This window comes from Aquiflexum sp. (assembly GCF_041749095.1).
In the GTDB taxonomy this organism is placed as follows: Bacteria; Bacteroidota; Bacteroidia; order Cytophagales; family Cyclobacteriaceae; genus Aquiflexum.
Window position 1 is genome coordinate 1 of the sequence record NZ_JBGTCA010000066.1, and the last position, 11732, is coordinate 11732.

An 11732-nucleotide genomic window follows, 5' to 3' on the forward strand; every position below is an offset into this window, starting at 1 on the left:
TAATGTTTTCCGGAAAGGTTTTTTGAGTTGGGTTAAAGGATTCTAAAAGCTTTTTTTCTACATCAATAGGAATGATTTTCAACATCCCGATTTTTTCTAGAGGATTGATACAGATGGATTTTAAAAGTTCCAAGTAATGGGAGACAAAGTTTGAAATCGTTTCTTTTTTGAAAAGATCTGTGCAAAATTCCAATACTCCTTCAATTCCTTCATTTGTGACTTTGAGCTCCATTGTCATATCAAATTGTGAAGTAAAGTGCTCAAAAGATTCCTCGGTCACTTCAGCGCCCTCTATTTGAAATTTTAAATCAGGGAAGTTCTGTAAAACAAAAAGCACCTGAAAAACAGGATTTCTACTCAAGTCTCTTTCCTGACCCATAGTTTCCACAATTACTTCAAATGGGACCCGTTGGTGATCGATTACCTCCAGAGTAGATGATTTAACTTCTTTTAAAAGTTCATCAAAACCCATAGAAGCTTTGATTTGAGTACGTTGGGGCAATGTATTGACGAAAAATCCTATCAAATCTTCTGTTTCATTTCTTTCTCTTCCGGCTATGGGAGTTCCCACACATATGTCCTCCTGACCACTGTAACGGTGTAGGAGAATTTTATAAGCCGCAAGCAATGTCATAAAAAGTGTGGCTTTTTGACTTTTTCCTATTTCATTTAGTTGAGATACAAGATTGGAATCAATTGTAAAACGATGAATATCTCCATTGGTGCTAAGAACGGAAGGTCTAGTGTAATCAGTTGGAAGTTGAAGTGGCGGGATATTTTGAAGTTTGTTTTTCCAATAATCTAAGTTTGTTTGGAACGACTCATGCGATGTCAGATTTCTCTGCCACAATGCATAATCTGCGTACTGATATGGGAGCCCGGGCAAATGAGCGACTTCTCTTTTAGAAAAAGAGCTGTATAGTTTCCTAAGCTCGTTTTTTATGATATAAACGGACCATCCATCGGAGGCTATATGATGCATGGTAATGACTAAATTATATTTCTCTATTCCCGATTTGATTAGACAGGCCCTGATCATGTGGTCATTGTTCAGGTCAAAGGGGACTCTGATCAACTTAGTGATTTCCTTATCAATATCTTTATTGTTTATCTCTTTTTCATCAAGTTTAAATTGATTCTTATTCAAGATTTTTTGAAATCCAACGCCATCCTTTTCTGAGATAACAGTGCGCAGGATTTCATGCCTGTTGACTATTTCAACCAGGGCATTTCTAAGCGCCTGTTTGTATAATTCCCCCTCAATTCTGAAAATTAGCGGTATATGATATTGAGTACTCCCTGATAATTGATGGATAAACCAAAGACTTTGCTGATTATAAGAAAGTGGAATGATTTCAGGCCTTTTTGAATTATCAAGTGGAATCAGGTCACTTTTAATATTACCTTTTGATTCTAAGATTTCAGCCAACCACCGAAGGGTTGGGAAATTGAACATCTCCCGGATCGAAAGCTCGATTCCCATCTCACTTCTGATGGTAGCCATAACTTTCATCGCCAGTAAGGAGTGTCCTCCCAAAGCAAAAAAATCATCTTGGATACCAACTTTTTCCAATCCAAGTGTTTTTTGCCAGATAGCAGCCAGTTGTTTTTGAAGATCGGTTTTAGGAGCCTCATAATTTTCACTTTGGATATGTTCAATCTCAATCTCACAGAGGGCTTTCCTATCTACTTTCCCACTGAATGATAGGGGTAGATTTTCAAGTTCCATCCACTGGGACGGAATCATATAATCCGGTAGTTTTGATTTAAGGAATGCAATGACAGAATTCCGATCAAACGGTTCATTGCAGACCAAATAACCAACTAGTCTTTTACCTCCAGTAGTACTTTCTTTGGCAAGCACAACGGCTTGTTTTATCGATGGATGTGATTGCAAAACAGATTCTATCTCCCCAAGTTCGATTCGATAGCCCCTGATTTTGACCTGATCATCCAACCTGCCCAGATATTCTATATTTCCGTCAGATAACCATCTCGCCAAATCTCCTGAATGATACATTACAGCATCGTTTTCATCTGAAAATGGATCAGGGACAAATTTTTGCGCTGTCAGTTCAGGTCGATTTAGATAACCTCTTCCCACGCCCTTACCACCGATACATAGTTCGCCGGGTATTCCCAGCGGATTCAGACTGCCCCCCGGACCAAGGATATAGATTTTGGCATAATCAATTGGCTTTCCAATGGTGACCCTTTCCTGAACATCCATTTTTTTGAAAGTTGAATCTATGGTTGTTTCGGTAGGGCCATATAGATTCCATAGTTTACCCGTGCTGGCAAGCATGTTTTTGGTTTCTTCACCTAAGACTTCTCCGCCTGTTGTCATCCTGATTCCCTCAGGATTCTTCCAACCTGCATTGAGAAGCAATTGCCAGCCAGAGGGAGTTGCCTTCATGTGCGTGGGTTTATGTTTGGTAAGTGCTTTGGCAAGTTTGAAGCCGTCCATTGAAACCTCTTTGCTGACTAATATAACCTTAGCCCCAACTGTAAGTGGTACAAAAAGTTCCAGACAAAAGGCATCAAAAATATATGTGGTGATAGATAATTGTATTGATGAAGAATCAATCTCCACAATTTTGGATAAACTGTTCACAAAATTCAGGAGATTGCGATGTTCCACCATGGCACCTTTGGGTTTACCGGTCGATCCAGAGGTGTAAATGATATAAACAAGATTTTTGGGTGAAGGTGATGGAGAGACTTTTGATATGGGCATTTGATTGATAACTTCAAGATCCTTGTCCATTATCAAACGATTGATTTTGTCCCCGAAGTTTTTTGAAGTTTCAGTGGAGCATATCACAATATTAGCCCCTGTATCCTCAATCATATAATCAATTCTGTCAGCGGGAAAATAAGGGTCAATAGGTACATATGCACCCCCTGCTTTGATGATTCCAAAAATCGCAATGATCATTTCCAAGGACCGGTCCAAACAGATAGGTACCGGATCTTCACAATTAAGGCCGGTCTTTTTCAGGTAGTAGGCCAGTTGATTGGACTTGGAATCAAGCTGTTCGTAGGTAAGTTGATTTCCTTCAAATTCAAGGGCAATAGCATCAGGGTTATTTTTAACCTGATTTTCAAAAAGATGAAGAACTGTAAAACATTCATCAAAAGAAGTAAGGGTATCATTAAGCGACTCAAGGAGGAATGATTTTTCTTTTTGACTTAAAATGTTCAATTCGCTAATTTTTGAATTTGGAGAAATCCGGATGGAATCCAATAGTTGAAAAAAATGTTCAATCATCCGATTGATAAAATTCTCTCCAAATACATCACTTCGAAAAGTAATTGATCCATTAAGGTATTTATCTGATTCTTCAAATTCGAAAATCAGATTGGCATTAAAGTCTCTAAGTTCTTTTTCATTTGGTTTATTTTTTTGATCATTTCCGATATGTTCCTTTTTTATAATACACAAAACATTGAAAAAGAAGTCTTTGATTGGATCATTTTTCAGATCATTGATCAGCTCCTCAAAGCTTAAATTACTGTTTTCAAGTGCTTCAAAAACAGCTTCCTTTGTGTTTTGGATGATACTATCAAAAGTTAATCCGTTACCAATTTGAGTTCTAATCGGCAAAAGATTCAAATCTATTTTGAATCCATTTTGCTTTGCGAATTCACTTAAAAAGACTCCATCTAATGATAGGCCTATACAAAAGTCATTTTGACTGCAATAGCGGTAAAGCAGCACTTGGAGACTGCCGATAATAGTATAAAGAATTGATGATCCTTCAACGGAATTTTTTACATTTTCAATCAAGATGGAATCTTTTGGAAAAAAGACTTTATGCAATCCGCCATTCTTATCAAATGTCCCAAAACAATCTTTGGGTAATTTAAGGGGCTCAAGACCATGAAGCTTTGATTTCCAATATTCTAGGTTTTCTCCATTTTCTTTTAAGGAAAATTGATCATTTATGTTTTTAAAAATCGGCATAATTAAAAGATATCAAAGATATACGTAATAATTAAGCGCTGTGGTTTAACATTATTTCATTTACAATAAATTTTTCCTAAACAGGAAATTAAGTAAAAGATAGAAAAATATCAATTCTGGAAAGAGATCTTTTGATCAGAGAAATGCTGCATATCTGATCTTATCAGGATGAAAGCTGATTGCATAACTTCAAAAATCGAATTCTGTTTTTATTTTTTCCATATCAATTCCACAGGAATATTTGGATAGCAGTCTATTGAGAAGTTTGAAGTCATTTATTGGTTTTTCTCGTCAAGAACTATTTGGATCTTTTCGGCTATTTCTTTTAAGATCTCGGGTTTTTTGAGAATAATGTAATGGTGTCCGCCAATATTTATCACTTTGACTTTTTTAACAAATGAGGTCCATCCATAGAATTTTGGTTCCTCGATATAAGTTTCCCTGGTTTTTGCGCGGAATAAATACAAGGTGCCATGATAAGGGACTATCTTGTATTTATTTAGTAAATATGTATTATTTTTTGAAACTTTATTGAGGTAGGTTGTGGATGTATTCACAGATTGTGGATTGGGCTTCAATTTCAATATGGAAAATACCAAATCCATTTTTCGTTTAAGATACCTTTTTTTATTTTTTAAAAATCCCTCAGGTTCATTCAATAAAAAGTTTACCTGAGCTAGGATGATTTTTAACCGAAGTTTGATTTTTTCAAATTGTGAATGTCTTTCCCTGTAATCGAACGCAACTGTATCAAAGAGAATAAGTTTATTGACTTTTTTCCCCATCGATTGAAGCTGTTTGGCCATTTCATAAGCCACAATTCCACCAAAGCAATATCCTGATAAATTGTAAGGTCCATCCGGATTTTTTTCAACCATAAGTGAAATATAGTAAGCAGCCATATCTTCAAGAGATTTGTCAGGTGCCTCGATCCCATCCAAGATCTTTCAGCTGAAACCCATAAATAGGCTGATCATTGTCAATGTATTTTGCTAAACTATAATAGATAGATGCCGAGGATTCCCCTCCATGAACCATATATAATGGCGGTTTGCTTCCCGAGGTTTTTACATCTAATAATGAATTCAATCCTACCTGATTTTGCTTGATGTTCTCAATTGCATTTGCGAGTTCCGATATACTCGGGTATTTGAATATCAGGTTGATGGCTAGTTTTGATCCAATTTCTTTTTCCAAAGCTGACATTACTTTTACAGCTAGAAGAGAATGTCCCCCCAATGCAAAGAAATCATCGTGGATACCTACCCTGTCCAAAGCGAGGATTTTCTTCCAGAGTGCGGCAAGCTGTTTTTCCAGGTCAGATTTTGGTTCAGCAAATCCGGCTGTCACCATATCCTGGGTACTGACATCTGGAAGTGCCTTTCTGTCGATTTTTCCGCTGAAAGTGAGGGGGAGTTTTTCGAGCTTTAGCCAAAGTGCGGGAATCATGTATTCAGGCAGTTTTGACCTGAGGAATTCAGTGACGGATTCTTTGTCGAAAGCCCCGTTACAGACAATATATCCGACGAGCCTCTTGTCGCCCTGTCCGAAATCTCTGGTCATCACCACAGCTTGCTTCACAGTTGGGTGAAGAAGCAGTACTGATTCGATTTCTCCAAGTTCGATGCGGTATCCCCTGATTTTGACCTGGTCGTCCATCCTGCCCAAATACTCCAAATTTCCGTCCTCTCGCCATCTCCCCAAGTCTCCCGTTCTGTATAATCGCTCTGTCGACTTGTACGGGTTTTCTATGAACTTCTCCCGTGTGAGCTCTTCCCGGTTTAAATATCCCCTCGCCAGGCCAACTCCACCAATGCAAATTTCACCGATGCCACCGTAAGGAACGAGGTGGTGGCTGGGATTTAACACGTAAAGCGCTGTGTTGTCAATCGGTTTACCTATTGGAATGGTCACTTCCTCTGCTTTCTCACAGGTATAGTAACTCACATCTATACTCGCTTCTGTAGGACCATAGAGATTCATTAAACTAACATCCGGCAGCAATTCTTTGAAACGCTTTACCTGTCCCACCTGCAAGGCTTCCCCACTGGTATATACCTGCTTAAGACTGCTTAGCTTCACAATGCTTTCTACTGAGCTACTTAGATACTCTAAAAAGACTCCAAGCATACCGGGCACAAAATGCAATACAGTAACATGTGAGGCTTCTATTGTCGAAACAATCTTTTCGGGTTGTTTCTCTCCTCCCGGTTCCAACATACAAACGGAAGCCCCTTGCAAGGACCACCAGATAAGTTCCCATACCGATACATCGAAAGTAAAAGTGGTTTTTTGCAGGATACAATCTTCTTCTGATAAAGCATAAGACTTCTGCATCCAAGCCAATCTGTTGACCAAGCCTCGATGCTCCAGCATACAACCCTTTGGTTTACCCGTTGAACCTGAAGTGTAAATCACGTACATCAGGTTCCCGGGACTTATCTGGGTTGTAGGATTTGTGTTTGGATAGTTGCCTTCCTTTATTGCTTTCCTGAATCCTTCCAGTTCAACCTGATTAATGACTATTTTCAACTTTGCATCCTCTTTGATAAACTCCTTTCGCTGCTCAGGATACTTTGGATCTATCGGTACATAGGCACCTCCCGATTTGATAATCGCCAAAATGCCAATCACCATCCACTCACTGCGCTCCAACTCTATTCCTACCAAATCATCGGGTTGTATATTGTATCTTCCAATCAGATAATGTGCAAACCGGTTGGACCATTCATTCAGCTCTTTGTAGCTTAACTTCTTTTCCTTGGACATTAATGCTATTGCATCTGGGGATTTATTCACCTGCTCCTCAAACAAGTCCACGATTGTCTTGTCGTAGGGGTATTCAGCTTCCGTAGCATTTAAAGTTTCTAATAGATAGTTTTTTTCCTCACCGGGAATAATGTTTAAAAGATCAAGGTTTAAGGATGGATTTTCAAGGATTGATTTCAGGAGAAGGATAAAGTGGCTAACGAAACGTTCTATTGTTTCAGGTCTATACAGATCTGTATTGTATTCTGCAATCCCTTCTATGCCTGCTTCAACTTCCATAAGTTCAAAAGTCATGTCAAACTTTGAAGTGAAATGCACATAAGTTTCCTCTGATACCAAGGCATCATCAAGTTGCACCTCATTTTTAGGAACATTTTGTAAGACAAACAAAACCTGGAACACAGGATTTCTGCTCAAGTCTCTTTCTTGTCCAAGGCTTTCTACCACCATTTCAAATGGTATTTGTTGGAATTCGAAAGCATCGAGAGTAGTTACACGGATTTCTTTGAGAAGTTCTGTAAAAGTCATATTTCCACTTAGGCTTGACCTAATTGCCAATGTATTGACAAAAAATCCTATAAGATCATCCGTTTCTCCGCTTTCTCTGCCCGCCACGGGAGTGCCAATGCAGATATCCTCCTGACCGCTGTACCGATATAGAAGTGTTTTGAATGCGGCAAGCAATGTCATAAATAGGGTTGTCTGCTGGCTATGTCCCAATTTTCTCAATTGGGATACCGTAGAATTATCAATTGAAAAATGGTAACTATTCCCATGGTTACTTTGAACCGGAGGCCTGCCAAAATCGGTTGGTAACTGAAGCGGGGATACGTTTTTTAGTTTGGCTTTCCAATACTCGATTTTGGTCCGGGCAGCATCGCTTTTCAGGAAATTTCTTTGCCGGATAGCATAATCAATGTATTGAATAGGAAGAGGGGGCAATGAAACCTGTATTCCGTTGACAAGGGAATGATAGTATTCCCAAAGCTCTTTTCTGAGGATGTTGGAAGACCACCCATCTGAGGCAATGTGGTGCATGGTTAAGATCAGACAGTGGTCATCTGGGGCTAATGTGATGATACATGCCCTCAGCATGTGGTCTTTGGTCAGATCGAAAGGTATCCGGATCAACTTGGATATTTCATTTTTTAGAAGTTCCGGATCTTTTAATTCCATTCGTTCTAAATTCCAATAGTCAGTGCCCAGTAAATTCTGGTAATCGGTACCATCCTTATCCCTGATTATGGTGCGGAGTGCTTCATGGCGGTTGAGGATAGTTTTAAATGCCTCTTCGAGTGAAATTAGATCCAGCTTTCCCCTGACTTTGAGGATAAGCGGAATGTGGTATTGGATACTCCCTGATAGTTGATGGATAAACCAAAGACTCTGTTGATTATAGGAAAGGGGGATGTTTTCAGGTCTTTCAGAATTATCAAGAGGAATCGGTCCACTTTCTTCACTACTTTTGGAGGCTAAGATTTCAGACAACTGCCGAATGGTTGGGAAATTGAAAATTTCCCGTATCGAAAGTTCGACTCCCATCTCACTTCTTATTGTAGTTATGACTTTCATTGCCAGTAAGGAGTGTCCTCCCAAAACAAAGAAATCATCCTTGATACCAATCCTCTCCAAACCAAGTGTTTTTTGCCAGATCCTTGCGATTTGGTTTTCAAGTTCAGTTTTGGGAGATTCGTAATCTTCACTTTGGATATATTCAATTTTAATCTCCGCAAGAGCTTTTTTATCAACCTTCCCGCTGAATGATAATGGTAAATTTTCAAGTTCCATCCAAAGAGATGGAATCATATATTCCGGTATTTTGGATTTAAGAAACGCAATGACAGAATCTCTATCAAAGTGTTCATTGCAGACCACATAGCCAACTAGTCTTTTATCTCCAGTGGTACTTTCTTTGGCCAGCACTACCGCTTTTTTTATCGATGGATGGAGTTGCAAAACTGATTCGATCTCGCCCAGTTCGATCCGATAACCCCTGATTTTGACCTGATCGTCCAACCTTCCCAAATATTCTAAATTGCCGTCAGGCAACCATCTGGCCAAATCTCCTGTATGATACATCACTGAATCTTTGTCATCTGAAAAAGGGTCAGGGATAAATTTTTCCGCTGTCAGTTCAGTTCGATTGAGATAACCTCTTCCTACACCTTTTCCACTGATGCATAATTCTCCAGGGATTCCCAATGGGTTCAAACTTCCCCTCGGACTAAGGATATAGATTTTGGTATTGTCTATCGGTTTTCCAATGGTAACCTTTTCATGAACTTCCAGCTTTTTGAAAGCAGATGTAATGGTGGTTTCGGTAGGACCATAGAGATTCCATAGTTTACCTGTTTTGGCAAGCATGTTTTTGGTTTCTTCTCCGATGGCCTCACCACCAGTTGTCATCATGATACCTTCCGGATTGTTCCAACCCGCATTGAGCAGCAATTGCCAACCTGAGGCCGTAGCCTGCATGTGGGTCGGCATATGTTTGGCAAGTGCTTTGGCCAGTTTGAAGCCGTCCATGGAGACTTCTTTGCTGACCAAAATTACTTTGGCCCCAACTGCAAGTGGTACAAATAATTCAAGGCAAAAGGCATCAAAAATATAGGTGGTGACAGATAATTGTATCGATGAGGAATCGTACTCCAAAATTCTGGACAAACTGTTTACGAAGTTGACAAGGTTCCGGTGTTCCACCATGGCGCCTTTAGGTTTACCGGTTGAACCCGAGGTATAAATGATATAGACTAGATTTTCGGGGGAAGTAGAAGGGGAGACTTTTTCTGAAGGCATTTTACTGATGACTTCAAGATCCCGGTCAAATATCAAGCGATTGGTTTCATCTCCGAAGTTTTTTGAAGTTTCAGTGGAGCATATTACGATGTTTGCCCCTGTATCCTCAATCATATAATCAATTCTATCAGCAGGAAAAAAAGGATCAATGGGAACATAAGTACCGCCTGCTTTGATAATCCCAAAAATTGCAATGACCATTTCCAAGGAGCGCTCAAGGCAAATGGGCACCGGATCTTCAGAATTGATACCGGACTTCTTCAGGTAGTGGGCCAGTTGATTGGACTTGGAATCAAGCTGTCTGTAGGTAAGTTGATTTCCTTCAAATTCAAGCGCAATAGCGTCAGGGGTTTTATTCACCTGCTCCTCAAACAAGTCCAGGATTGTCTTATCGTGGAGGTATTCCGCTTCCGAAGCATTTAAAGTCTCTAACAAAAGGTTTTTTTCCTCTGTGGAAACAATGTTTAAAAGACCAAGATTGAGGGAAGGGTGGGAATGAATAGATTCAAGAAGTGTTGCATAATGGGAAACCATCCTCTTAACGGTTTCATAAGTAAAGAACTCCTTGTCAAAGGTGATACACCCTTCAATTTCTTTATCATTTTCTATAAATCCGAAAAGTAAAGTTGAATTGAAATTCTCAAGGGCGATTTTGGATGATCGGTTAAGACCAACTAGATCGGTATTCTTCTGATAGTCGAAGATGACGGGGAAAAGTAACCTCAATTCTTTTTCATTCTTTTTTCCTAATATGGAAATCAGTTGATCAACAGAGATTTGATTATAGGAATTGGCTTCCATTAAATCGACACCTAATTTCTTAACAAAATCACCAAAATTCATGGTGTCATCTATTTTGGTGACAATGGGCAGGACGTCCAAATCAACGTTTTTTACACCATTCTTGGTTGGAATGTCAGGTGCTGTTTCACTAAGGGTTTTGCCAATGCAAAAATCAATCTGATTGCTGTATCTGTAAAGTAAAACCTTCAATGCAGCAAATAGGGTTAAAGATGGTGCGGGCTTCGATTCGGAAAAGTGGGTAATAATATTATCAAGGAGACTCTTGTCTATCGGAAAATAGATGGTGTTACTTTCTGTTCCTTTATTCAAAGACTTTAAATGATCTTTTGGCAGTTGTAATTCTTCGATTCCTTCCAGCTTTTTATACCAATAACTATTGATTATCAAGGAGGCCTCCGTCGCTGATAGGGTGATTTGCGATTTAGTTAATGGCATGATCATTTTGTTTTTATCACTAAAAAATGTGTCAAAACATTATTCGAAACTGGTATTTGTTTGTTGGGAATTTAGGTATTTGGGATGAATTATTTTTCTAAAGATATAAATTTTTAAAAAATATATTGGTATTGTAAAATAATGTCTTTATAACTCGTTTATACCGAATTCCACAGGTTGTATCCCATTTGGTTATAAATGCTGACAATCTATTCATCCAAATAATAGATAATAGACTGCTCCCTAGGTTCTGTTTGTATCATTCCCAAACTTTTTTTGGAAAGGTATTTTAAGTTAAGAAAAAAGGTTCGTTCAGTATGCTTGTAATTTTTACCAAGCTTGTTTTGGACCAGTCCGATAGGTTTTTTTTCATCTTTTTCGATTTTTTTCAAAACGGTAACTGCTGCTTCTGCAACAAGTGTTAAGGTTTTTAGGTCAATGGAAACTTCACTTTCATTTCTTGTCAAGGCTGGGAATGCCTTCGCAAGAATATTTCCTCTGTCTACTCCTTTGTTGATATAATGTACGCAGGCACCGATGTTTTTGGAATCATTGTTCATCAAAGCCCAGAACAAAGTATTGTTTCCTCTATACTTTGGAGCAATTCCAAAATGCACATTGATTGATCCAAATCTTGGAATATTGAGTATTTCAGGTCTTAATATTGGTGCTCTACAAGTAAATATGATATCTGGAGCTATAGAATTCAATAATTCAATTCCAATTTCATTTTTTAGTTCATCCAATGTTAATTCTATTGTTTATTTATAAGTATTTTAGACAAAAATGGGACTAACGACTGTCGAAGTCAGGAGACTATATTTTAATCAATTGATGGTTTTATTTGGGTCTGTGAACCATGTTTCTCATCAAGTACAATTTGGATCTTTTCTGCCATTTCTTTAATGATCCCGGGTTTTTTAAATATGTTGTCATGGTGGCCGGATACATGTACATTATG

Annotated in this window: 4 protein-coding genes; all 4 read right to left on the minus strand. The window is 38.6% G+C overall.

Annotation, left to right across the window (positions count from 1 at the left end; translation table 11 throughout):
- On the minus strand, window positions 1-3967 hold a 3967-nt coding region (locus ACEW8O_RS04185; RefSeq protein WP_373493369.1), incomplete at its 3' end, for an amino acid adenylation domain-containing protein.
- A gap of 275 nt (window positions 3968-4242) precedes the next feature.
- On the minus strand, window positions 4243-4869 hold the full coding sequence (locus ACEW8O_RS04190) for a thioesterase domain-containing protein (RefSeq protein WP_373493370.1): 627 nt from the start codon (window positions 4867-4869) through the stop codon (window positions 4243-4245).
- A gap of 16 nt (window positions 4870-4885) precedes the next feature.
- Window positions 4886-10771 (minus strand): amino acid adenylation domain-containing protein, encoded by a 5886-nt coding sequence (locus ACEW8O_RS04195; protein ID WP_373493371.1) that lies wholly within the window; start codon window positions 10769-10771, stop codon window positions 4886-4888.
- 209 nt (window positions 10772-10980) lie between these two features.
- On the minus strand, window positions 10981-11517 hold the full coding sequence (locus tag ACEW8O_RS04200; RefSeq protein ID WP_373493372.1) for a formyl transferase: 537 nt from the start codon (window positions 11515-11517) through the stop codon (window positions 10981-10983).
- Between the last annotated feature and the right edge of the window lie 215 nt (window positions 11518-11732).

Excerpts from the sequence above, each read along its gene's own strand:
- ACEW8O_RS04190 (WP_373493370.1), bottom strand. The coding sequence starts at position 4,869 with ATGGCTGCTTACTATATTTCACTTATGGTTGAAAAAAATCCGGATGGA.
- ACEW8O_RS04195 (WP_373493371.1), bottom strand. The coding sequence starts at position 10,771 with ATGCCATTAACTAAATCGCAAATCACCCTATCAGCGACGGAGGCCTCC.